At 61.9% G+C, this 22,830-nt stretch carries 18 protein-coding genes and 1 other RNA gene; all 19 read left to right on the plus strand.

The features are described from left to right. Window positions 1–31: 31 nt before the first annotated feature. The 19 genes from rnpB (at window position 32) to C2U30_RS16925 (ending at window position 22,829) form a co-directional block, all read left to right on the plus strand. An RNA gene (gene rnpB, locus C2U30_RS16835) (RNase P RNA component class A) lies at window positions 32–418 on the plus strand. Between the two features lie 446 nt (window positions 419–864). Further along, a complete protein-coding gene (gene mraZ / locus C2U30_RS16840; protein ID WP_039040489.1) occupies window positions 865–1,323 on the plus strand; it encodes a division/cell wall cluster transcriptional repressor MraZ in 459 nt (152 codons plus the stop codon). Continuing rightward, window positions 1,324–2,262 (plus strand): 16S rRNA (cytosine(1402)-N(4))-methyltransferase RsmH, encoded by a 939-nt coding sequence (gene rsmH / locus C2U30_RS16845; protein WP_010675843.1) that lies wholly within the window; start codon window positions 1,324–1,326, stop codon window positions 2,260–2,262. It begins immediately after the preceding gene. A 3-nt stretch (window positions 2,263–2,265) separates the two neighbouring features. After that, window positions 2,266–2,580, plus strand: coding sequence for a cell division protein FtsL (gene ftsL, locus C2U30_RS16850; RefSeq protein WP_010675842.1), 315 nt, complete (start codon window positions 2,266–2,268; stop codon window positions 2,578–2,580). After that, entirely contained in the window at window positions 2,577–4,343 is a 1,767-nt protein-coding gene (locus C2U30_RS16855) for a peptidoglycan glycosyltransferase FtsI (protein ID WP_010675841.1), read from the plus strand. Before ftsL ends, C2U30_RS16855 begins: the two co-directional genes overlap by 4 nt. A 95-nt stretch (window positions 4,344–4,438) precedes the next feature. After that, window positions 4,439–5,923 (plus strand): UDP-N-acetylmuramoyl-L-alanyl-D-glutamate--2,6-diaminopimelate ligase, encoded by a 1,485-nt coding sequence (murE, locus tag C2U30_RS16860; protein ID WP_045522167.1) that lies wholly within the window; start codon window positions 4,439–4,441, stop codon window positions 5,921–5,923. Continuing rightward, the gene (gene murF, locus C2U30_RS16865; protein WP_103244153.1) at window positions 5,920–7,275 is read left to right on the plus strand and encodes a UDP-N-acetylmuramoyl-tripeptide--D-alanyl-D-alanine ligase; all 1,356 of its coding nucleotides are present in this window, start codon (window positions 5,920–5,922) and stop codon (window positions 7,273–7,275) included. Before murE ends, murF begins: the two co-directional genes overlap by 4 nt. Then, window positions 7,269–8,351 (plus strand): phospho-N-acetylmuramoyl-pentapeptide-transferase, encoded by a 1,083-nt coding sequence (mraY, locus tag C2U30_RS16870; protein WP_010675838.1) that lies wholly within the window; start codon window positions 7,269–7,271, stop codon window positions 8,349–8,351. The genes murF and mraY overlap by 7 nt, the downstream gene beginning before the upstream one ends. A 3-nt stretch (window positions 8,352–8,354) precedes the next feature. After that, complete coding sequence (murD, locus tag C2U30_RS16875; RefSeq protein ID WP_045522163.1) at window positions 8,355–9,638, plus strand: UDP-N-acetylmuramoyl-L-alanine--D-glutamate ligase; 1,284 nt, start codon at window positions 8,355–8,357, stop codon at window positions 9,636–9,638. Next, the gene (ftsW, locus tag C2U30_RS16880) at window positions 9,635–10,819 is read left to right on the plus strand and encodes a cell division protein FtsW (protein ID WP_052814462.1); all 1,185 of its coding nucleotides are present in this window, start codon (window positions 9,635–9,637) and stop codon (window positions 10,817–10,819) included. Before murD ends, ftsW begins: the two co-directional genes overlap by 4 nt. Then, on the plus strand, window positions 10,816–11,883 hold the full coding sequence (gene murG, locus C2U30_RS16885; RefSeq protein ID WP_103244154.1) for an undecaprenyldiphospho-muramoylpentapeptide beta-N-acetylglucosaminyltransferase: 1,068 nt from the start codon (window positions 10,816–10,818) through the stop codon (window positions 11,881–11,883). The genes ftsW and murG overlap by 4 nt, the downstream gene beginning before the upstream one ends. A gap of 110 nt (window positions 11,884–11,993) precedes the next feature. After that, entirely contained in the window at window positions 11,994–13,448 is a 1,455-nt protein-coding gene (gene murC, locus C2U30_RS16890; RefSeq protein WP_041211792.1) for a UDP-N-acetylmuramate--L-alanine ligase, read from the plus strand. Between the two features lie 97 nt (window positions 13,449–13,545). Beyond that, window positions 13,546–14,298, plus strand: coding sequence for a cell division protein FtsQ/DivIB (locus C2U30_RS16895; protein ID WP_029314839.1), 753 nt, complete (start codon window positions 13,546–13,548; stop codon window positions 14,296–14,298). Next, entirely contained in the window at window positions 14,279–15,538 is a 1,260-nt protein-coding gene (ftsA, locus tag C2U30_RS16900) for a cell division protein FtsA (protein WP_010675832.1), read from the plus strand. Before C2U30_RS16895 ends, ftsA begins: the two co-directional genes overlap by 20 nt. Before the next feature lie 39 nt (window positions 15,539–15,577). Then, entirely contained in the window at window positions 15,578–16,729 is a 1,152-nt protein-coding gene (gene ftsZ / locus C2U30_RS16905; protein WP_005305686.1) for a cell division protein FtsZ, read from the plus strand. A 102-nt stretch (window positions 16,730–16,831) separates the two neighbouring features. Then, on the plus strand, window positions 16,832–17,755 hold the full coding sequence (gene lpxC, locus C2U30_RS16910; RefSeq protein WP_010675831.1) for a UDP-3-O-acyl-N-acetylglucosamine deacetylase: 924 nt from the start codon (window positions 16,832–16,834) through the stop codon (window positions 17,753–17,755). 140 nt (window positions 17,756–17,895) lie between these two features. Further along, entirely contained in the window at window positions 17,896–18,801 is a 906-nt protein-coding gene (locus C2U30_RS16915) for a M23 family metallopeptidase (protein WP_039040495.1), read from the plus strand. A gap of 57 nt (window positions 18,802–18,858) precedes the next feature. After that, window positions 18,859–21,579, plus strand: coding sequence for a preprotein translocase subunit SecA (secA, locus tag C2U30_RS16920; protein ID WP_041211791.1), 2,721 nt, complete (start codon window positions 18,859–18,861; stop codon window positions 21,577–21,579). A 65-nt stretch (window positions 21,580–21,644) separates the two neighbouring features. Beyond that, window positions 21,645–22,829: a tetratricopeptide repeat protein gene (locus tag C2U30_RS16925; RefSeq protein WP_103244155.1), complete on the plus strand. Its 1,185-nt coding sequence runs from the start codon at window positions 21,645–21,647 to the stop codon at window positions 22,827–22,829. The last annotated feature ends 1 nt before the right edge of the window (window position 22,830 follow it).

The following is a 22,830-nucleotide window of genomic DNA, read 5'->3' on the forward strand; positions in this document are numbered from 1 at the left end:
GTCCGTCTCGCGAGGCTATAATCCGCGCCTCGGAGTTGGCTGGGCAATCGCTGCTTCGTCGTTGTGTCCCTCGGGACAGACGGGCGGAGGGGAGGAAAGTCCGGGCTTCACAGGGCAGGGTGCCAGGTAACGCCTGGGGGGCGCGAGCCTACGACCAGTGCAACAGAGAGCAGACCGCCGATGGCCCGCAAGGGATCAGGTAAGGGTGAAAGGGTGCGGTAAGAGCGCACCGCGCGACTGGCAACAGTTCGTGGCACGGTAAACTCCACCCGAAGCAAGACCAAATAGGCCCCTATTGGCGCGGCCCGCGTTGGGGGCGGGTAGGTTGCTTGAGCCAGCGAGCGATTGCTGGCCTAGAGGAATGATTGCTACCCGGGGCAACCCGGTACAGAACCCGGCTTACAGGCCGACTCCGACCTCTTTCCTGAAGAGCCTTGCGATTTATCGCAAGGCTCTTTTTATTAACCATAAAGTACTGCCTCGGTTGACTCGTGATATTTACTGTTGGGCTAGCTATGTTTAACAAATGTATTTTATATCAATCTGTTATGTGGAATTTTTCCATGTTCTGAATATCGTGATGGCGCTGGAGAAGCGCGGCCTGCATGGCTGATGTTTATTCGTGCAATTTGTCAGTTTTTTAATTGCTGAAAATTAATCGAGTTGCGGGTAACACAAATAACTTGTGGAAAATCAATTCATTTAATCGGTAGTCCCATCACGCTGCGTCAATATGTTCCCCATGCTCGAGATCCTTGCTTGAAAAGCCCCCTGCTCGTCCTTAAACTTCATGGTGGAGAAAAGTGGATCAAAGTGGTTTTATTGGGCATCTAGCCCCCATAACTCACCTTCGGGGACTGCAATTTGTTGCGTGGCGCTCACGCCATCAGCCTGGACAGCAAGGGGCGGTTGGCGATTCCGACCAAATTTCGTGATTGGCTGCGCGACGAATGCGACGGCCAGCTGGTCTGCACCATCGACATCGCCCATCCCTGTCTGCTGCTTTATCCCCTGAATGAATGGGAAGAGGTGGAGCGCAAGCTGAAGACCCTTTCCAGCACCAACCCGGCGGAACGCCGCCTGCAGCGTCTGCTGCTCGGCCACGCGGCCGAATGCGAACTGGATGGCAATGGCCGTCTGCTGCTCAGCCAGCCGCTGCGCAGCCATGCCGGGCTGGACAAGAAAGTCATGCTGGTGGGCCAGCTCAACAAATTCGAGCTGTGGGATGAAGCCCGCTGGCAACAACAGATCAACGACGACATCCTGGGCCTGCCCGAGGACGACTGGGCAAGTTCACCACGACTACAGGATTTTTCTTTATAAATGACCCAAGCCGCTGAACACATCACAGTGCTGTTGCACGAAGCCGTCGAAGGGCTGGCCATCAAGCCGGACGGTATCTACGTCGACGGTACCTTTGGCCGGGGTGGTCACTCTCGTCTCATTCTCCAGCATCTGGGCCCCAATGGCCGTCTGATCGCCATCGACCGGGATCCCCAGGCCATTGCCGAGGCGGCCAAGATCCAGGATCCCCGTTTCGAGATCGTGCACGGTCCCTTCTCCGGCATCACCCGCTATCTGACCGAGCGCGGCCTGCTGGGCAAGGTCGATGGCTTCCTGCTGGATCTCGGTGTCTCCTCCCCCCAGCTTGACGATGCCGAACGTGGCTTCAGCTTCATGAAGGACGGCCCGCTCGACATGAGGATGGATCCCACCTCCGGTCAGAGCGCCGCCGAGTGGCTGGCCCGTGCCGATGTGGACGACATCGCCTGGGTGCTGAAAACCTTCGGTGAGGAGCGCTTCGCCAAGAAGATTGCTCGCGCCATCGTGCACGATCGGGTGACAGAGCCCTATGTGCGCACCCGCCAGCTGGCGGAGATGATTGCCCGGGTCAACCCGAGCAAGGAGAAGGGCAAGCACGCGGCGACCCGCAGCTTCCAGGCCATCCGCATCTATATCAACAGCGAGCTGGACGAAATTGAAACCGCCCTCAACGGCGCGCTGGACGTGCTGGCTCCTCACGGTCGTCTCTCCGTCATCAGCTTCCACTCTCTGGAAGATCGGCTGGTGAAGCATTTTATTCGCAAGCATGAGAAAGGTCCGGAAGTACCCCACGGGATCCCTCTGACCGAAGCCCAGCTGGCCGGTGGTCGCAAGCTGAAGTCGATCGGCAAGGCACTCAAGCCTTCCGAGCACGAGGTCAATGAAAACACCCGGTCCCGCAGCTCGGTGCTGCGGGTCGCAGAGCGTCTTGCGGAGTAAGCGATGAGCGACGTGCGCGTTCACCTCGCCAGGGAGATCGTTGCGGATCTCTGGCGCCACAAGTTGCAGGTCCTGTTGACCGTCGCAGTGCTGGTCACCGCCTTTGCGGTGATCCTGGTGACCAACATGACCCGGGGTCTGACGGCCAAGCAGAACGATCTGATGGCGGAGGAGGACAGGCTCAACATCGAGTGGCGCCACCTCTTGCTGGAACAGGGCACACTGGCTGAGCACTCCCGGGTGGCGAGTCTGGCCATGGACAAGTTGCAGATGGCTCGTCCCCTGGTGACCACTGAAAAGGTAATTACACAACCATGACACGCAAGGCCGCCACCAAGGCTCCGGCAAAGGACAAAGCCAAGGCGAAAGCACCCTCACTCTACCCGTGGCGCTTTCGTACCCTGGTTTTCTTCATCGGCATCGCGTTTGCGGGGCTGATCCTGCGGCTGGCCTGGATCCAGGTGATCGATCCGGACAGACTGCGCCAGGAGGGGGACATGCGCTCCCTGCGCACCACCTCCACCCAGGCGGTGCGCGGCATGATCACGGACCGCAATGGCGAACAGTTGGCGGTATCCGTACCGGTCGAAGCGGTCTGGGCTGATCCCAAGACGGTGCATGAGTCCGGTGCCATCCACAACGAGCGTGCCTGGCTGGCACTCTCCGCGGTGCTCAAGCTCGACATCAACACCCTCAAGCATCGCATCGCCAACCCGAGCAAGCGCTTCGTCTATCTGCAGCGGCAGGTGACGCCTGCGGTGGCCGAGTACATCAAGGGGTTGAAGCTGGGGGGCATCTATCTGCGCCCCGAGGCGCGCCGTTTCTACCCGACCGGCGAGATAAGCTCCCACCTGGTGGGGGTGACCAACATCGATGGCAGCGGCATCGAGGGGATTGAGCGCAGCTACAACGAGTGGCTGACCGCAACCCCTGGCGAGATGAGGGTGCGCAAGGACAGGCAGGGCCGCGTCATCGAGCGCCTGGGCCTGGTGAAAGAGGGCAAGCACGCCAACGATCTGCAACTGAGCATCGATCAGCGGGTGCAGGCGCTGGCCTATCGCGCCCTCAAACGGGCTACCGACGAGAACAAGGCCACCTCCGGCTCCATGGTGATGCTGGATGTGAAGACCGGCGAGGTACTCGCCATGGTCAACACCCCCTCCTACAACCCGAACAACCGCGGCCAGTACCAGAGTTTCCGGGTGCGAAACCGGGTGGTGACCGATACCTATGAGCCGGGTTCCACGGTCAAGCCATTGATTTTGCTTAGTGCCTTGCAAGCCGGTGTCACCAGCTGGAAGGACTTCATCCCGGGCGGCCCCCTCTTCATCGGGGCCAAGCAGATCCGTGACGTGAGTATCCACAAGGCGACCAACCTTTACGACATCCTGCGCTACTCCTCCAACATCGGCATGTCGCGCATCGCGCTGCGGATGCCGGCCCAGGAGATGATCAATACCCTGAGCATGGTGGGATTCGGCATGGACACCGGCAGCGGCCTGATGGGGGAGAGCAGCGGCATGCTGCCCCAGCGTCGCCGCTGGTCCGACATCGAACGCGCCACCCTGTCGTTCGGTTATGGTCTGCGAGTGACCCCGCTGCAGCTGGCCTCCGCCTACGCCACCCTGGCCAACAAGGGCAAGCGGGTACCGCTCTCCATCATCAAGGTGACCAAGCCGCCCAAGGGTGAGCAGGTCATCGATCACAACAACGCCGCTGCCATGTTGCAGGCGCTGGAGTACGTGGTCAGCAATGCCATTCCCAAGGCCCAGATCCCCGGTTATCGGGTCGGTGGCAAGAGTGGTACCGCCAAGGTGGCCGTGGCTGGGGGCTATGGCAAGGACTACATGGCCTGGTTTGCCGGTTTCGCGCCAGCCAGCAATCCCCGTTTCGTCATGGTGGTGGTGATCAACGAACCCAAGGGGGATGCCTACTACGGCGGTGCCGTGGCGACCCCGCCCTTTGCGGAGGCCATGGGAGGCGTGTTGCAGCTCTTCAACATCCGTCCCGATGCGATCCCGCCCGAGGTACCCGCCAAGCTTGCCCGCACGGAGGCCAACAATGGCGCACCGCGTACTTGACGGGCATCCGGCTTTTTCCATCGGCCCCGCTGCTGTCGGGGCGTTTTCCATGGCGTGTACGAGCGCCCGCATTCCCGCATTTTCGGAGGCTTCCCATGCCGCCCCGCACACTTGATCAACTGATGAGCCGCTTCGGCATCGATGCACCGGCGCTTTCCCTCACCGATCTCCAGCTCGACAGCCGGCGGGTCGGTCCCGGCTCGCTCTTCGTGGCGATTCGTGGCCATCAGGTGGATGGCAGGCGCTTCATCGAACAGGCGGTGGCTCAGGGAGCGACCGCCGTGCTGTTTGAGGAGGACGGAGAATTCGTCCCTCCGGCGACCCAGATCCCCTGCATCGGCATGAGGGATCTTCCCGCTCGTCTCTCCGAGCTGGCCGGTCATTTCTACGGTCACCCTGCGCAAAAGTTGCAACTGGTGGGCATCACGGGCACCAACGGCAAGAGCACCACGGCCCTGCTGGTGGCCAACTGGCGCACCCTGCTGGGGGGCAAGGCCGGGGTCATGGGCACCATAGGCAACGGTCTGTTTGGCGAGCTCATCGAAGCAGAGAACACCACGGGCAGCGCGGTCCAGGTGCAGGCCAATCTGGCCGCCTTGCAGCAGCAGGGGGCTGATCTGGTGGCGATGGAGGTCTCCAGCCACGGTCTGGTGCAGCATCGCGTGGCGGCCCTGCCGTTTGCCGCGGCAGTCTTCACCAACCTGAGCCGGGATCATCTGGACTATCACGGCACCATGGAGGCCTATGCCGCCGCCAAGGAGGAGTTGCTGAAGCTGGTGGATGAGCCTTGCGCCGTCATCAACGCCGATGACCATCTGGGACGGCAATGGCTGGCGACCTATCCCGGTGCGGTGGCCTTCGGGGTTCATGGTCCGATTGAAAACCATGCCGGACGACAACTGACGGCGCAGGATCCCCATTTCCACCAACAAGGTTTTGATACGCGCATTAACTCCAGCTGGGGGAATGGTGTATTATCCGCCCCCTTGCTCGGCCGCTTCAACGTCAGCAACGTGCTGGGCGCCATGGGCGCCATGCTGGTGCTCGGCTACGACTTCGATGACCTGCTGGCGACGGCCCCCAGACTGCAACCGGTGACCGGTCGCATGGAGTGCTTCGGCGGTGGCGATGCGCCGCTCGCCGTGGTCGATTACGCCCACACCCCGGATGCGCTGGAGAAGGCATTGCAGGCCCTGCGGGTGCACTGTCACGGCCGGCTCTGGTGCCTGGTGGGATGCGGCGGCGACAGGGATCGCGGCAAGCGTCCCATGATGGCTGCCATGGCGGAGCTGCATGCGGACTGCGTGATCCTGACCGACGACAATCCCCGTACCGAGGAGCCGGCCCGGATCATGGCCGACATGGTGGCGGGTCTTCGCGATCCCGGCGCCGTGCAGATCGAGCACGACAGGACCAAGGCAATCCAGCTGGCACTGAGTCAAGCGAGCAAAGAGGACATCATCCTGGTGGCCGGCAAAGGCCACGAGGATTATCAGATCATTGGAACCGACAAGCGGCACTACAGCGATCGGGAAACCGTCGCAGCCGCCTTGCACACATTAATGGAGTCATTCAAATGATGACCCTCAGGCTTGCCGACCTGGCGCAGGTGCTCGATGCCCGTCTGATCGGGGGCGACCATGAGATCACGGCGGTCAGCACCGACACCCGTACCCTGGGCGCAGGCGCGCTGTTCGTTGCCCTGCGCGGCGAGCGTTTCGACGCCCACGATTTCTGCGACCAGGCGGTTGCCGCCGGCGCCAGTGCCCTGCTGGTGGAGCGCGAATTGCCGCTGGCCATTCCACAACTGGTGGTGGGCGACACCCTCAAGGCGCTTGGGCGTCTGGGCAGGCTGGTGCGCGAGCGCATCAATCCGAAAGTGCTCGCCATCACCGGCAGCTGTGGCAAAACCACGGTGAAGGAGATGGCGACGGCCATCCTGCGCTGTGAAGGGGAGGTGCTGGCCACCGCCGGCAACTTCAACAACGAGGTGGGGGTGCCGCTGACCCTGCTGCGCCTCGAGCCGCAACACCAGTTCGCGGTGATGGAGCTGGGAGCCAACCACCCGGGCGAGATCGCCTGGACCACGTCGCTCGCCAGACCCGACGCCGCCATCATCAACAATGTCGCTGCCGCGCACCTGGAAGGCTTTGGCTCCCTGGAAGGGGTGTTCCATGCCAAGAGCGAAATCTTCGAAGGGTTAGGCGAGGGCGGCACCGCCATCGTCAATGCCGACAACGAGTTCTGGCCGAAGTGGCGTGAAAAGGGCATCCACTGCGCCTTCTCCCTTGAGGATCAGTGTCAGCCGTTCCACGCCCGCGACATCGTGCTCAACGAGCAGGGTTGTGCCGGGTTCGTGATGGTGACGCCCCAGGGAGAGGTGAACCTGACCCTGGCCATTCCGGGTCGCCACAACGTGGCCAACGCCCTGGCTGCTACCGCCGGGACCCTGGCCCTGGGCGCATCGCTTGCGTCCGTCAAGGCGGGGCTGGAGCAGATGGCGCCGGTCAAGGGCCGTTTCTGCGTGCAACGCTGGGGTGGCCTCACCCTGGTGGATGACACCTACAACGCCAGCGTGGAGTCCGTGCTGGCGGGTATCGATGCCCTGACCGCCATGAACGGCTACAAGGTGCTGGTATTCGGTGACATGAAAGAGTTGGGTGAGGAGTCCGCCGCGCAGCATGCCCGGGTCGGACACCACGCCCGTGAGCAGGGCCTCGATGCCGTGCTGACCGTAGGGGAACAGAGTCGCCACACCGCAGATGCCGCGGCTGGCCGACATTTCGATAACAAGGCGTCGTTGTTTGAAGTGCTTGCGCAAATGATAAAGACACATCAGGAAATTTCGATTCTGGTCAAGGGCGCCCGTGGCTCCCGCATGGAAGATATCGTCGAGATGGTCAAGGGCCATCAGGAGTCAGCCACATGCTAGTCTGGCTGGCGGAACTGCTCACCCCGCACTTCACCTTCTTCAACGTCTTCTCCTACCTGACGTTTCGCGCCATCCTGTCGATCATCACCGGTCTGGTGGTGGCGCTCTGGATGGGGCCGCGCCTCATCCGTCGCCTGCAGATCATGAAGTTCGGCCAGGTGATCCGCAACGACGGTCCCGAATCCCACCTCAGCAAGAAGGGCACCCCGACCATGGGCGGCCTGATGATCATTGCCGCCATCTTCACTTCTGTGCTGCTCTGGTGCCGTCTCGACAACCCCTATGTCTGGCTGGTGCTGTTCGTGCTGGGGGCCTATGGTGCCATCGGCTTTGCCGATGACTATCTCAAGGTGGTGCGCAAGAACACCGATGGCCTCATCGCCCGCTGGAAGTACTTCTGGCAGTCCGCGGTCGCGCTGGGTGTGGCAGTCTTCCTCTACGCCACGGCCACCCACGATGGTCAGACCCAGCTGGTGGTCCCCTTCCTCAAGGATGTGATGCCCCAGCTCGGCCTGATGTTCATCCTGCTGACCTACTTCGTCATCGTCGGTACTTCCAACGCTGTCAACCTGACCGATGGCCTGGATGGCCTCGCCATCATGCCCACCGTGATGGTGGCGGGGGGCTTCGCCCTGATCGCCTGGGCGACCGGCAACGTCAACTTCGCGAACTACCTGCACATTCCCTACGTGCCCTACACCTCCGAGCTGGTGATCGTCTGTACCGCCATCGTGGGCGCGGGCCTGGGCTTCCTCTGGTTCAACACCTACCCGGCCCAGGTCTTCATGGGGGATGTGGGTTCCCTGGCCCTGGGCGGCGCGCTCGGTACCATCGCCGTGCTGGTGCGCCAGGAGTTCCTGCTGGTGATCATGGGGGGGGTCTTCGTGATGGAGACCGTCTCGGTGATCCTGCAGGTCGGATCCTACAAACTGCGCGGCGTGCGGATCTTCCGCATGGCCCCCATCCATCACCACTATGAGAAGAAGGGCTGGCCGGAGCCGCGCGTCATCGTGCGCTTCTGGATCATCACCCTCATGCTGGTGCTGCTTGGCCTCGCCACCCTGAAGGTGAGGTAAGCCATGGTCATCATCATCGGACTCGGCAAAACCGGACTCTCCTGCGTCGATTACTTCCTCGACCGCGGCGTCACGCCGCTGGTGATGGACACCCGTGCCAACCCGCCGGGCAAGGACGAGCTTCCCCCCGAGGTGGAGCTCATCCACGGGCTGGACGCGGAGCGGCTCAAGCAGGCGCACATGATAGTGGCCAGCCCGGGCATCGCCCTGGCGACTCCGGAGTTGAAGGCCGCCGCCGAGTTCGGGGTGCGCATCGTCGGTGACATCGAACTGTTCGTGCGTGAAACCCAGACGCCCGTCATCGCCATCACCGGTTCCAACGGCAAGAGCACGGTCACCACGCTAGTGGGTGAGATGATCGCCGAGGCGGGGCTCAAGGTCGGTGTGGGGGGCAATATCGGCACCCCGGCGCTGTCGCTCCTCAAGCAGCCCATGGATCTCTGCGTGCTGGAGCTCTCCAGCTTCCAGCTCGAGACCACCTACAGCCTGCGGGCCGCCGCCTCCGTGGTCCTGAACCTCAGTGAAGATCATATGGATCGCTATGCCGGCATGGCGGATTACCGCGCCGCCAAGATGGAGATCCATCAGCACTCCCAGCACATCCTGATCAATCGCGACGATCCCCAGACCCTGCCCGATGTGGGTCAGGTGTGGCAGAGTTTCGGCCTCGACTGCAACGGCTACGGTCGCTGCGAGCTGGAGGGCCGTCACTGGCTGACCTTGCACGGCGAGCCGCTCCTGGCGGTGGACGAGATGAAGATAGTGGGTGCCCACAACCAGGCCAATGCCCTGGCGGCCATGGCCCTGTGCGATGCGGTGGGCATTCCCCGCGAGGCACAACTTGCCGTGCTGCGCCGCTTTGAAGGCCTGCCTCACCGTGCCCGCTTCGTGCGGGAGGTAAATGGGGTGCGCTGGATCAACGACTCCAAGGCCACCAACGTGGGGGCGACCCTGGCCGCCGTGGCCGGGGTGCGTGAAGCGGTCAAGGGCCGCCTGCTGCTGCTGGCCGGTGGCCAGGGCAAGGGGCAGGACTTCGGCCCGGTGCAGGCGCTGCTCGGCAGCCAGATCGATCACATGTATTGTTTTGGTCAGGATGCCGAGGTGCTGCTGGCCCTGGGCGAACAGACCGAGCGGGTTGCCGATCTTGACGCTGCTGTCGCCAAGGCGGCGACCGACGCCAGGCCTGGTGACTGGGTGCTGCTGGCGCCGGCCTGCGCGAGCCTGGATCAGTTCAAATCCTTTGAAGCGCGCGGCGATCGCTTCACCGAACTGGTGATGGGCTTATGAACGCCCTGCGCATGGTTGCGGGATTCTTGCAGCGCTGGTTGCTACCGGCACGCCCCGCCGGTCTTTACGATCGGCAACTGGTGGTACTGGCCCTCGCCCTGATGGGCGTCGGGCTGGTAATAGTGGCGTCCGCTTCCATTCCTGAGGGGATCGCCATCAACAACGATCCCTTCATGTTCGTGAAGCGCCACGGCATGTTCCTGGTGATGGCGCTGGGTATCTCCTGGTTCGTGTTGCAGGTACCCATGGCACGCTGGCAGCACTACAACGGCCCCATGTTGTTGCTGGCCATCGTGCTGCTGGTGATGGTGTTGCTGGTGGGCCGCAGCGTCAACGGTTCGGTACGCTGGCTGCCGCTGGGCCCCTTCAACTTGCAGCCGGCTGAGTTCGGCAAGCTGGCGCTGTTCGTCTATCTGGCGGGCTATCTGGTGCGCCGCCAGAGCGAGGTGCGCGAGCGCTTCATCGGTTTCATGAAACCCATGGCGGTGCTGTTCGTGGTGGCCATCCTGCTGCTGGCCCAGCCGGATCTCGGGTCAGTGGTGGTGATGTTCGTCACCTCCCTCGGGATGCTGTTCCTGGCCGGTGCCCGGCTGGTGCAGTTCATCGGTCTCATCCTGGTGGGGGTGAGCGCCGTGGTGACCCTGATCATCGCGGAGCCCTACCGGATGCGGCGGGTGACCTCCTTCCTCGACCCCTGGGCCGATCCCTTTGGCAGCGGCTATCAGCTGACCCAGTCCCTGATGGCCTTTGGTCGGGGTAGCTGGTTTGGCGAGGGGCTCGGCAACTCCATCCAGAAGATGGAGTACCTGCCGGAGGCCCACACCGACTTCGTGTTCGCCATTCTGGGCGAAGAGCTGGGCTACGTGGGGGTGCTTGGCGCACTCTTCCTGATTTTTGCGCTGGCGGTGAAGGCGCTCAAGCTGGGTCACCAGGCGCTGGTGGCCGAGCGGCTCTATGAAGGTTATCTGGCCATCGGCATCGGCATCTGGTTCAGCTTCCAGACTTTCGTCAACGTCGGTGCCGCCAGCGGCATGATGCCGACCAAGGGGCTGACCCTGCCCTTGGTCAGCTATGGCGGCTCCAGTCTCATCATCATGATGGTGGCGGTGAGCATGTTGATTCGTATCGATTTCGAGTTGCGCCAGGCAAGTGCCCAGGCGCGCGTGCGGGAGGTTGCATGAGCAAGACGTTACTGGTGATGGCGGGTGGTACCGGGGGCCATGTGTTCCCCGGCCTGGCCGTCGCCGATCGCCTCAAGGCCCAGGGCTGGACCATCCACTGGCTCGGCACTGCCGACCGGATGGAGGCGGAGCTGGTGCCTGCCCATGGTTATCCCATCTCCTTCATCGACATCCAAGGGGTGCGTGGCAACGGCATCAAGCGTCTGCTCGCGGCGCCCTACCGTGTCATCAAATCCGTGCTGCAGGCCCGCCAGGTGCTCAAGACCATCCAGCCCGATGTGGTGCTGGGCATGGGGGGCTTCGCCTCCGGCCCGGGTGGCGTGGCCGCCTGGCTGTCCGGCATTCCGCTGCTGCTGCACGAGCAGAATGCCGCCGCCGGCCTGACCAACAAGCTGCTGGCCCGTATCGCCAGGCGGGTACTGATGGCCTTCCCCGGTGCCTTCGCACCCAATGCCCGCACCGCCGTGGTGGGCAACCCGGTGCGCCCCGAGGTGGTGGCGCTGCCGGATCCCCAACTGCGCAGCAGCAGCAATCCTCTGCGCCTGCTTGTGGTCGGTGGCAGCCTGGGAGCCCGGGTCCTCAACGAGCAGGTGCCTCCTGCGGTTGCAACTGCCGGTGTGCCCATCGAGGTGCGTCACCAATGCGGCAAGGGCAACGGGGAGGCCGTGGCTGCCTCCTATGCCGGGCTGGGGGTCGAGGCCGAGGTGAGTGAATTTATCAAGGACATGGCGGATGCCTATGCCTGGGCGGACCTGGTGGTGTGCCGCGCCGGCGCATTGACCGTCTCCGAAGTGGCCGCTGCCGGTGTGGCCGCCATCTTCGTGCCCCTGCCCCATGCGGTGGACGATCACCAGACCCGCAACGCCCTGACCCTGGTCGACGGCGGTGCGGCCGAGTTCCTGCCCCAGTCCGAGCTGACGCCGGCGGCGCTGGCGTCGCGCCTCTCCTGGCTCGCCGGGCGCAGGGAAACTCTGTTGAACATGGCCCAGGCCGCGCGCCGGGTCGCCATCATCGATGCTGCCGAACGGGTTGCCGATGAGTGCAAGCGGCTCGCCACCGGCTGAGCCAAACGAGATGGAAGGCCAAGATGTGCCGCCAAGGCCCCGCTTCTGTCTTCGAACTGATGAATGTCGCCGAATGAAAATGGCCTGTGGCCGCGAATTGAGAAAGAACTATGACCAAGGTTGAACTGGCAAAACTGCGTACCGTTATCCCCGAAATGCGCCGCGTGCGTCGCATCCACTTCATCGGCATCGGTGGCGCCGGTATGGGCGGTATTGCGGAAGTGCTTGCCAATGAAGGGTATCAGGTGACCGGCTCGGATCTGGCCCGCAACGGGGTGACCGAACGCCTGGCCTCTTTGGGCGCACACATTTTTGTCGGTCACAGTGCCGAGCATGTGGACGGTGCCAGCGTGGTGGTGGTTTCCACCGCCATCAAGCAGGACAACCCCGAGCTGCTGGCTGCCCGCGAGCTGCGTATTCCCGTGGTGCGCCGCGCCGAAATGCTGGCGGAACTGATGCGCTTCCGTCACGGCATCGCCATCGCCGGGACCCACGGCAAGACCACCACCACCAGTCTGGTGGCGAGCATCTATGCCGAGGCGGATCGCGACCCCACCTTCGTCATCGGCGGTCTGCTCAACAGCGCCGGCACCAATGCCCGCCTGGGCAGCAGCCGTTATCTGATTGCCGAGGCGGACGAGAGCGACGCCTCCTTCCTGCATCTGCAACCCATGGTTTCCATCGTGACCAACATCGAAGCGGATCACATGGACACCTATGGTGGCGATTTCTCCAGGTTGAAGGCCACCTTCATCGATTTCCTGCACAACCTGCCGTTCTACGGCCTGGCCGTGGTGTGCGTGGATGACCCCGTGATCCGCGGCATGCTGCCGGAGATCGCCCGTCCTACCCTCACCTACGGTCTGAGCGATGATGCCGATGTGCAGGTGCTGGACTTCGTGCAGACCAGCAATCGCAGCCGCTTCCGGGTGCGCCGTGCAGGGGCGGGTGAGCTGGAGGTGACCCTGAATCTGCCGGGCATCCACAACGCCCTCAACGCCGCCGCCGCCATCGCGGTGGCAACCGAAGACGGCATCGGCGACGAGGCCATCATCCAGGCACTTTCCAAGTTTGAAGGGGTGGGGCGCCGCTTCCAGCAATATGGCGAGTTCGAAACCGGCCGTGGCAAGGCCATGCTGGTGGACGATTACGGTCATCACCCGAGCGAAGTGAAGGTAACCATCAACGCCGCTCGTGCCGGCTGGCCCGAGAAGCGGCTGGTGATGGTGTTCCAGCCGCACCGCTACAGCCGGACCCGGGATCTCTACGAAGATTTCGCGGACGTGCTTTCCAAGGTGGACGTGCTGGTGATGCTGGAGGTCTATGCCGCCGGTGAGGAGCCCATCCCCGGTGCCGATGGTCGTGCCCTGTGCCGCTCCATCCGCTCCCGCGGCACCCTGGAGCCCATCTTTGTCGCAACGCCGGACGATGTGCCCGCGGTGCTGGCCGACCTGATTGGCGAGGGGGATCTGGTATTGACCCAGGGGGCGGGTAACGTCGGTGCACTGGCCCGTCGTCTCGGCGAGATGAAATTGAGCGTGGATAGCATGAAATCCGGTGCCTGAGGGCCCAATGAGTATTTTGACCGCCAAGCCGAGGCCTATATAATGGCGAACCGGTCTGCAAGTGGCCGGCATGGCGCGTTTTACGGGGATCGATCGGGTGGAGGCAAGGGCACAAGGGCGCACCAAGGGGGGCTTCATCGCCGGGGTGGCATTTTTCATCCTGGTCATGTGGGGGCTCTACCAGACTGCGCTGGATGTTAAAGACTGGCTGACGGATGCCAGTCGGTTGCCCATGAGCGAGCTGTTGCTGCAGGGGCAACACGAATATTTGAAGGCCGATGAGTTGCGTGCTGCCGTGCTGGATGGTGCCGAACTTCGCAACTTCTTCGAGCTGGATGTGAACGAATTGCAGGCGCGTCTGAACGCTCTGCCCTGGGTGGCCCAGGTCTCGGTACGAAAGAAGTGGCCGAACAAGATCAAGGTCTATCTCACGGAACAGGATGTGGCGGCTCGCTGGAACGGCAACCGCTTCGTCAACACCAAGGGTGAGGTATTCAGTGCCCCGGACAGGGTGAAGAAGCCCCTGATGCAGTTGTCCGGGCCCGATGATCAGGCCGCCAAGGTGCTGGAAGCCAGCCATCAGTACGAAACGCTGCTGGCGGCCAAGGGATACAAGTTGCTGGGGGTGAATCTGACCCCCCGCCATGCCTGGGAACTGACCCTGGATGGCAACATTCAGCTGTTTGTGGGGCGCTCGGATATCGCGCTTCGTCTGCAGCGGTTTATCGATGCCTTTCCGGTCATCGAGCCCCGTGAGCGGGTTGCTTACGTGGATCTTCGATACGACACCGGGATGGCAGTTGGCTGGAAGAAAAGCGAAGAGAAAGTGAATGACCAACACCGCAGATAGAAATTTGATTGTCGGACTGGATATCGGCACGACCAAGGTGGCGGTACTGGTTGGCGAAGTATTGCCTGATGGCGAACTCAATGTCATCGGCATGGGCAGCCACGCTTCTCGCGGTATGGAGAAGGGCGGGGTCAATGACCTCGACTCCGTGGTCAAGTCCCTGCGCCGCGCGGTGGAAGAGGCCGAGATGATGGCAGACTGCCAGATCAGTTCCGTCTATCTGGGGCTGTCCGGCAAGCACATCGATTGCCGCAACGAGACCGGCATGGTGCCCATCTCCGACGAAGAGGTGACCCAGGAGGATGTGGACAACGTCATCCACACCGCCAAGTCGGTGCGGTTGTCGGACGAGCTGCGGGTGCTGCACGTGCTGCCCCAGGAGTTCGCCATCGACTATCAGGAAGGGATCAAGAACCCGGTCGGCCTCTCCGGCGTGCGGATGGCAGCCAAGGTGCATCTCATCACCTGCCACAACGACATGGCGCGCAACATCGAGAAGTGTGTGGAGAAGGTGGGTCTGCGGGTGGATCAGCTGATCTTCTCCGCCCTGGCCTCCAGCTACGCCGTGCTGACCGAAGACGAGAAGGAGCTGGGTGTCTGCGTGGTGGACATCGGTGGCGGCACCATGGACATGTCGCTCTTTACCGGCGGCGCCCTGCGTCACACCAAGGTGATTCCCTATGCCGGCAGCACGGTGACCAGCGACATCGCCTATGCCTTCGGCACGCCGCCGCTGGACGCGGAGGCGATCAAGGTGCGCTACGGCTGCGCCCTCGGCCGCCTGGTCAGCAAGGAAGACAATATCGAAGTGCCCAGTGTCGGCGGTCGCCCGGCGCGCAGCCTGCAACGGCAGACACTGGCGGAAGTGATTGAACCCCGTTACACCGAGTTGCTCTCCATGGTGAATGACGAGCTGGTGCGGGTGCAGAGCGAATTGAAGGCACAGGGGGTCAAGCATCAGCTGGCCGCCGGTGTGGTCTTGACCGGTGGCGCGGCCCAGATCGAAGGCATTGTGGAGTGCGCAGAGCAGATCTTCCAGAGCCAGGTCCGGGTGGGCGAGCCCATGAATATCCGGGGATTGAGTGACTACGTACAGGCACCGGTGTACTCGACTGCGGTCGGGTTGTTGCAGTACGGCCGCACCAACCAATCCACCGGCAGTAACAAGGAATATGCCGCCAAGGCAAGCGTAGGTGGGCTGGTCAAACGGGTCAGCAACTGGTTGCGTGGCGAGTTCTAAAGATTTTGCTGAGTCAGGCAAATAAAGCGGAGAGACAACATGTTTGAATTTATGGATAGCCACACTGACGAAGCCGTCATCAAGGTGATAGGTGTGGGTGGCGGCGGCGGCAACGCAGTCGAGCACATGGTTCGTCAAAACATCGAGGGTGTCGAGTTCATCACCGTGAACACCGACGCCCAGGCACTGCGCAACTCCAGTGCCAATACCACCTTGCAGATCGGCGGTGGCATCACCAAGGGGCTGGGTGCCGGGGCCAACCCGGAAGTGGGTCGTGACGCCGCCATGGAAGACAGGGAAGCGCTGCGCGAGCTGCTGACCGGTTCCGACATGGTGTTCATCGCTGCCGGCATGGGTGGTGGTACTGGTACAGGTGCTGCCCCGATCGTGGCCGAAGTGGCCCGCGAGATGGGTATCCTGACCGTTGCCGTCGTGACCAAACCGTTCTCCTTCGAAGGGAAGAAGCGGATGGGCTTCGCCGCTCACGGCATCGAAGAGCTCTCCAAGAACGTCGACTCACTGATCACCATCCCCAACGACAAGTTGCTGAAGGTGCTGGGTCGCGGCATCTCCCTGCTGGACGCCTTCAAGGCGGCCAACGACGTGCTGCTGGGTGCAGTACAGGGCATCGCCGAGCTGATCACCCGCCCGGGCCTCATCAACGTCGACTTCGCGGACGTGCGTACCGTGATGCGCGAGATGGGTACCGCCATGATGGGTACCGGCTCCGCCTCCGGTGACGACCGTGCCGAAGAAGCGGCCGAGAAGGCCATCTCCAGCCCGCTGCTGGAAGACGTGGATCTGGCCGGTGCCCGCGGCATCCTGGTCAACATCACTGCCGGCATGGACATGACCATCGAAGAGTTCGAGACCGTGGGTAACGCGGTCAAGGCCTTCGCGTCCGAGAACGCCACCGTGGTGGTGGGTACCGTAATCGACCCGGAAATGCACGACGAACTGCGCGTTACCGTAGTGGCGACCGGTATCGGTGCCGAGCGCAAGCCCGACATCACTCTGGTCAAGAACAACATGGTTCAAGAGCGTCCGGCCCGTCAGCCCCTGATCAGCGAAGCTCTGCAGTCTCGCGTGATGGAAGAGGCCCCGGCCAAGGTGGTGAACGCCGAGCCGCAAGCTCGTCGCGAACCGGATTATCTCGATATTCCTGCGTTCCTGCGCAAGCAGGCAGACTAAGCCTCTGATGGCTCTGGTTTGTTTGTTGCTTAAGGATTGTGCTAAGATGGCCCGGCAACGACCATCTGGTCAGGAATTTGAGCTGTTAAAGCGGATACGCCCATGATTAGACAAAGAACCTTGAAAACGAGTGTCCAGGCCACCGGTGTGGGCCTGCATTCGGGCCGGAAAGTCACTATGACGTTCCGTCCGGCGCCTGTTAACACAGGGATCGTTTACTTGCGTACCGATCTGAATCCTGTGGTCGCGCTGCCAGCCAACGCCGATCAGGTGCGTGATACCGTGCTTTGTACCGCTCTGGTGAACGAAGCCGGTGTTCGCGTGTCGACCATCGAACATCTGTCTGCCGCTCTGGCCGGGATGGGGATCGACAACCTCTATGTCGAGGTTGATGCCCCCGAGATCCCGGTAATGGACGGCAGTGCGCATCCGTTCATCTATCTGCTGCAGGAAGTGGGTATTCGTGAACAGAACGCGCCCAAGCAGTTCGTGCGGATCAAGCAGAGCATCCGGGTTGAAGACGGCGACAAGTGGGCGGAATTCCACCCCTATCGCAACGGCTTCAAGATGGATCTCGAGATCGATTTCCAGCATCCGGTGTTTGAAGGCCGCAACCAGCGTTGCGTGCTGGACTTCTCCGGCAGCTCCTTCGTGAAAGAGATCAGCCGTGCCCGTACCTTCGGCTTCATGCGTGACATCGAGTACCTGCGTTCCCAGAACCTGGCACTGGGCGGCAGCCTGGAAAACGCCGTGGTGCTGGATGACTACCGGGTGCTGAACGAAGATGGTCTGCGCTACGAAGACGAGTTCGTGAAGCACAAGATGCTGGATGCCATCGGCGATCTGTACATGTGCAATCGCAGTATCATCGGTGAATTCCGTGCCTACAAGACGGGCCATGCCCTGAACAACAAGCTGCTGCGTGCCCTGCTGGCCCAGCAGGAGGCCTGGGAACTGGTGACCTTCGAGGGTGAGGGCGACAAAGCGCCTATCGCTTACTACGACAACGGTCTGGTTCTGGCCTGATAGCTGTGCAACAGGACGTCGGTCATCTCTCCGCACCGACGTCCTGTCATTTGTTTATTCCATCCTTTAATACCGATTATCTCCCGGTTTTATTGCCCGTGCAGGCCCTTGGCCTCACCTGACCGAGAAGACAGATTTCTATGAGCATTACCCTGATCCTCCACGGTAAGCAGCGCCGCAGGTTGCACTTACCCAAACAACGTCTGGCCTGGGTCGGCGGTATTCTCTTCACTGTATTGGCCTTGGGGGGCGGCTGGCTCTGGCAGAGCTGGCAGCAGAAAATGGAGGCGCTGGAAGTGGCGCTGACCCTGGCGCAGCAGCAAAAATCCACGCAAGGGGCCGATGAAGCCCGCGAACAGCTTGCCATGCTGGCCGCCCAGGTGGGCACCATGCAGGGACAACTTGGTCGCCTCAACGCCCTCGGCGAGCGCCTGACCGAGAAGGCGGACCTCGATCCCGAGGAGTTCAACTTCAAGGAGCTGCCCCCGATGGGCGGCCCTTCCTACGATGCAGACCTGGAAGTCAGCCTGGGTGAACTGCAAGATTCCATGGAACACCTCAGCCGTCAGCTCAGCAGCCGCGAAGAACAGCTGTCGGTACTTGAATCCTTCATCATGAACCACCATATCACCGATGCGGGTTTCATCCCCGGCTCACCGGTCAAGCAGGAGCGTGTCTGGATCTCCTCCGGTTTCGGTGGGCGGGTCGATCCGTTCAACGGTCGCGCCAAGATGCACAAAGGGGTGGATTTCCGCGGCAGGCCCGGCACCCCCATCCTGGCGACAGGCAAGGGGATTGTCAGCTGGGCGGGGCGCCATCCGGAGTTTGGCAACATGGTGGAGATTGACCATGGCAATGGTCTGGTCACCCGCTATGCCCACAATTCCAAGTTACTGGTGGATGTGGGCACCCTGGTCGATGAGGGCCAGAAGATTGCCCTGATGGGGCGAACCGGTCGTGCAACCGGAGTTCATTTGCATTACGAAGTGTTGAAAGATGGTCGTCAGGTCAACCCCGCGCGCTTTCTGAATGCCAGACGGGGTTAGGTTTTTTCTTCAGGTTCCAGTGACGGAACGCTTATATAACCAAAACAGTTGGTACCCATGATTAGCACACTGCTCACCAAGATTATCGGCAGCCGGAACGACAGAACGCTCAAGGCTTTGCGCAAAATTGTAAAACAAATCAATGCGATGGAGCCTCAGTTCGAGGCACTGTCCGATCAGGAACTGCAGGCGAAGACCGCCGAGTACCGTCAGCGTCTGGAGCAAGGCGAAACACTGGAGCAGTTGCTGCCGGAAGCGTTCGCCACCGTCCGTGAAGCCTCCCGCCGTGTGTTCGGCATGCGTCACTTCGACGTCCAGCTGATCGGCGGCATGGTGCTGAACTCCAACCGCATTGCCGAAATGAAGACAGGTGAAGGTAAAACCCTGACGGCCACCCTGCCGGCCTACCTGAACGCCCTGACCGGCCGCGGTGTGCACGTCGTGACGGTGAACGACTATCTGGCCAAGCGTGATGCGGAAGCCAACCGCCCGCTGTTCGCCTTCCTCGGCATGACGGTGGACTGCAACGTGCCCGGCATGGATGCGTCCCAGAAGCGCGATGCCTACGCTGCCGACATCACCTACGGTACCAACAACGAATTCGGTTTCGACTACCTGCGCGACAACATGGCATTCTCGCCGGAGCAGCGCGTACAGCGTCCGCTCAACTACGCGCTGGTGGATGAGGTGGACTCGGTGCTCATCGATGAAGCCCGCACCCCGCTCATCATCTCCGGTCCGGCGGAAGACAGCTCAGCCATGTACACCCAGATCAACAAGTTGATCCCGCTGCTGGTCAAGCAGGACAAGGAAGACTCCGAGGAGTACACCGGCGACGGCCACTACACGGTGGACGAGAAGAACCGCCAGGCGCTGCTGACCGAAAACGGCCAGATCTTCGTGGAAGAGCTGCTCAAGAAAGAGGGACTGCTGGCCGAGGATGACTCCCTGTTCTCCGCCACCAACATCAGCCTGCTGCATCACGTCAATGCAGGCCTGCGTGCGCACACCCTGTTCGAGCGCAACGTCGACTATATCGTCCAGAAAGACGAGATCGTCATCGTCGACGAGCACACCGGCCGTACCATGCCGGGTCGTCGCTGGTCAGACGGTCTGCACCAGGCGGTCGAGGCGAAGGAAGGGGTCAAGATCCAGAACGAGAACCAGACCCTGGCCTCCATCACCTTCCAGAACTATTTCCGTCTGTACGACAAGCTGGCGGGCATGACCGGTACTGCGGATACCGAAGCCTTTGAATTCCAGCAGATCTATGGCCTGGATACCGTGGTCATCCCGACCAACAAGCCGATGGTGCGCAAGGACATGGGCGATCTCGTCTACCTGACCGCCCAGGAGAAATACGCGGCCATCGTGCAGGACATCCGCGAGTGCGTGAAGCGCGGCCAGCCCGTGCTGGTTGGTACCGTCTCCATCGAGAACTCCGAGCTGCTCTCCGGCATCCTGACCAAGGAAAATATCCCGCACAAGGTACTGAACGCCAAGTTCCATGCCATGGAAGCGGAGATCGTCGCCCAGGCCGGCCAGACCGGCGCCGTCACCATCGCCACCAACATGGCCGGTCGTGGTACCGACATCGTGCTGGGCGGCAACTGGCAGGCGGAGATCGCCCAGCTGGAAAACCCGTCAAGCGAGCAGATTGCCGAGCTGAAAGCGGCCTGGCAGGTGCGTCATGACGAAGTACTGGCGGCCGGTGGCCTGCACATCATCGGTACCGAGCGTCACGAATCCCGCCGTATCGACAACCAGCTGCGCGGCCGTTCCGGTCGTCAGGGTGATCCGGGTTCCTCCCGCTTCTACCTCTCCATGGAAGATACCCTGATGCGGATCTTCGCCTCCGACCGCGTGACCGGCATGATGAAGAAGCTGGGCATGGAAGAGGGCGAGGCCATCGAGCATCCCTGGGTAACCAAGGCCATCGAGAATGCCCAGCGCAAGGTGGAAGGTCGCAACTTCGACATCCGTAAAAACCTGCTCGAGTTCGACGACGTGGCCAACGATCAGCGCAAGGTGGTCTACGAGCAGCGCAACGAACTGCTGGACACCAACGACATCTCCGAGACCATTCACGTCATCCGTGACGACGTCTACGGCGCCATCATCGACGAGTACATCCCGCCCCAGTCCCTGGAAGAAATGTGGGACGTGCCGGGTCTGGAAGCGCGTCTGAAGTCCGATTTCGCCCTGGATCTGCCGCTGCAGCAGTGGCTGGCGGAAGACGACAAGCTGTATGAAGAGAAGCTGCGCGAACGCATCCTGGATGAAGCCACCAAGCTCTATGCCCACAAGGAAGAGCTGGTCGGCAAGGAGGTGCTGCGCAACTTCGAGAAGGCGGTGATGCTGCAAACCCTGGACGGCCTGTGGAAAGAGCACCTGGCGGCCATGGATCACCTGCGTCAGGGCATCCATCTGCGCGGCTACGCCCAGAAGAACCCCAAGCAGGAGTACAAGCGCGAATCCTTCGATCTGTTCACCCAGATGCTGGAAACCCTCAAGCGCGACGTGGTCAGCATCCTGAGCCGGGTACAGGTGCAGGAGCGGGATGTGGAGGCGATGGAAGAGCAGCAGCGCCAGCAGGCCGAAGCCGCTCCCCGTACCTACACCCATGCCACGGCCGAAAACCAGCTGGCTGACGAGGATACGGGTGGGGCCGAGGGCCATACCACCTTCGTGCGCGACGAGCAGAAGATCGGGCGCAATGATCCCTGCCCCTGTGGTTCGGGTAAAAAATACAAGCACTGTCACGGTCAGCTGACCTGACACCCTGCCATGATGAATACACCGCCTCCGGGCGGTGTATTCATTTTCGGACCAAGGAGGGGACGATGAGCAGATTGCCGGCGGGATGGGATGGGGAGGCACATGGGCACTGGCTGCAGGAGAGACGCCAGGAGGCGATCCGTTGTGTGCTGAGCAGGCTGAACGCAGAGACGAACAAATCTGTTCCCCTGCAACTGCAGTTTGCCTATTACCTCTTTTTGTCCGGCGATCCCGCCTCGGCGGCCCAGGTGCTGACGCTGGCGTACCGATCCGCACCCGATAACACTGAGGTGCTGCGCAATCTCTGTGTCTGCCTCTCGCGCTCCGATCAACATGAGCGGGCCGTGATGCACCTAGTCGAACTGGTGCGGCGCGAGCCGGATGATTATCTGGTCCATGACGGGCTTTGCACTTCCCTTGCCAAGCTAGGACGCCATGAAGAAGCGGCACAAGCGGGAACCTGTGCCCTGACTCTCAAGGATGAGGCCGTCTCGCAGCCTGTCGCGGGGTGGGTGCTGCCGACAGAGGGGCCGGATGTCTGGCTCGCGGAGCAGGGGGAAAAGCAGGCAGTCATCGCCTTCTCCTTGTGGGGAGCACAGCCCCGCTATTTGCGGGGAGCACTCGACAATGTGCTGGCCGCAGCTTACCTCTATCCGGGCTGGCGGGTGCGCTTCTATGTGGATGGCAGTGTCCCTCAGGGGCTTCTGGCCTGCCTGCAGGAACATGGCGCCGAGATAAAGGTGCAGCCCGATAGTCAATCCCAGCGTCAGCGCCTCTGCTGGCGCTTCCAGGTCGCCAATGATCCCGGAGTGGGGCGCTTCCTTGTGCGCGATGCGGACTCCGTGCTGAATCTGCGGGAGCGGCTGGCGGTCGATGACTGGCTTGCATCGGGGCGCTGGTTCCATATCATGCGTGACTGGTGGAGCCACACCGATCTGGTGCTGGCCGGCATGTGGGGCGGTGTGGCCGGTGTGCTGCCTCCCCTTGCGCCGCTGATGGCGAGCTATCAGCCCAGTACCATGGAAACACCGAACATCGACCAGTGGTTCTTGCGAGACTGTTTATGGCGCTATCTGCGCCAGAGCGCGCGGGTACACGATCGTTGTTTCACTCCGCCCGGTGCGGTGCCCTGGCCGCAGGTTGCGCCGCCGGGCAATGAGCATGTCGGGCAGGATCTCTTCAGGGCCCGGGGGGATCAGCAGGCCATTCGGCTTGCCCCCTGGATCGCCCGTTTGCCGTGTTTACGCTGAG

The organism is Aeromonas sp. ASNIH5 (assembly GCF_002902865.1).
GTDB lineage: Bacteria > Pseudomonadota > Gammaproteobacteria > Enterobacterales > Aeromonadaceae > Aeromonas > Aeromonas caviae.

Coding starts and splice junctions, on each gene's coding strand:
- murE (WP_045522167.1), top strand. CDS start 4,439: ATGCCGCCCCGCACACTTGATCAACTGATGAGCCGCTTCGGCATCGAT.
- murF (WP_103244153.1), top strand. CDS start 5,920: ATGATGACCCTCAGGCTTGCCGACCTGGCGCAGGTGCTCGATGCCCGT.
- lpxC (WP_010675831.1), top strand. CDS start 16,832: ATGATTAGACAAAGAACCTTGAAAACGAGTGTCCAGGCCACCGGTGTG.
- secA (WP_041211791.1), top strand. CDS start 18,859: ATGATTAGCACACTGCTCACCAAGATTATCGGCAGCCGGAACGACAGA.
- ftsZ (WP_005305686.1), top strand. CDS start 15,578: ATGTTTGAATTTATGGATAGCCACACTGACGAAGCCGTCATCAAGGTG.
- murG (WP_103244154.1), top strand. CDS start 10,816: ATGAGCAAGACGTTACTGGTGATGGCGGGTGGTACCGGGGGCCATGTG.
- ftsW (WP_052814462.1), top strand. CDS start 9,635: ATGAACGCCCTGCGCATGGTTGCGGGATTCTTGCAGCGCTGGTTGCTA.
- murC (WP_041211792.1), top strand. CDS start 11,994: ATGACCAAGGTTGAACTGGCAAAACTGCGTACCGTTATCCCCGAAATG.
- C2U30_RS16855 (WP_010675841.1), top strand. CDS start 2,577: ATGACACGCAAGGCCGCCACCAAGGCTCCGGCAAAGGACAAAGCCAAG.
- C2U30_RS16915 (WP_039040495.1), top strand. CDS start 17,896: ATGAGCATTACCCTGATCCTCCACGGTAAGCAGCGCCGCAGGTTGCAC.
- ftsL (WP_010675842.1), top strand. CDS start 2,266: ATGAGCGACGTGCGCGTTCACCTCGCCAGGGAGATCGTTGCGGATCTC.
- ftsA (WP_010675832.1), top strand. CDS start 14,279: ATGACCAACACCGCAGATAGAAATTTGATTGTCGGACTGGATATCGGC.
- C2U30_RS16925 (WP_103244155.1), top strand. CDS start 21,645: ATGAGCAGATTGCCGGCGGGATGGGATGGGGAGGCACATGGGCACTGG.
- rsmH (WP_010675843.1), top strand. CDS start 1,324: ATGACCCAAGCCGCTGAACACATCACAGTGCTGTTGCACGAAGCCGTC.
- murD (WP_045522163.1), top strand. CDS start 8,355: ATGGTCATCATCATCGGACTCGGCAAAACCGGACTCTCCTGCGTCGAT.
- mraY (WP_010675838.1), top strand. CDS start 7,269: ATGCTAGTCTGGCTGGCGGAACTGCTCACCCCGCACTTCACCTTCTTC.